The organism is Mesorhizobium sp. M1E.F.Ca.ET.063.01.1.1 (assembly GCF_003998155.1).
GTDB lineage: Bacteria > Pseudomonadota > Alphaproteobacteria > Rhizobiales > Rhizobiaceae > Mesorhizobium.
The window spans coordinates 1-415 of sequence record NZ_RZSC01001691.1 but is presented as its reverse complement, the minus strand read 5'-3'; the positions used below and the strand labels follow the sequence as shown (position 1 = coordinate 415).

Annotated in this window: 2 protein-coding genes; one reads left to right on the top strand and one right to left on the bottom strand. The window is 61.0% G+C overall.

Features of this window, described 5'->3' with window-relative positions; translation table 11 throughout:
• Positions 1-199 (bottom strand): hypothetical protein (locus EOA29_RS40445; protein WP_145970201.1); only part of this gene is annotated, 199 nt, incomplete at its 3' end.
• On the opposite strand from EOA29_RS40445, the gene EOA29_RS42575 reads away from it, so the two are divergent.
• Positions 198-415 (top strand): hypothetical protein (locus EOA29_RS42575; protein ID WP_210213247.1); only part of this gene is annotated, 218 nt, incomplete at its 3' end. The two genes, EOA29_RS40445 and EOA29_RS42575, sit on opposite strands and share 2 nt — an antisense overlap.

The window sequence follows — 415 nt, the reverse complement described above, 5'->3', positions numbered from 1 at the left end:
GCAGGTAGTCGCGCACCAGGCCGGCATCGTTCTTCGGCCCGATCAGCCAGTTCTTCTTCGGCAGGTTCGGATAGTCGGTGCAAGCGACCAGCAGCGCGTAATAGGTGCGCTGGGCGGCAAGCGCACGAAACGACAGCGTGCCGACTGCCGTCAGCGCGGAGGCGCCGGCAAGCAGCGTCCGGCGTGTCAATCTGATCATGGATGCCCCCCAAGCCCGATCGAATTCGCAAGCAGTGGTAACCCTCGTCGATGATTTTGTCAGTATTTTGAAGGCTGGTTGCGCGATGGCGATGACCAATCACCGAAGCGGTGCCGTCGATGGCGACGGAAACAGTGGCAAAAGAGGCGGTTCGTCGCTATCTCAGTGGAATTCAGGCCACTTGCATGCGCAAATGGCGCGCGGACGGCGCAAGCA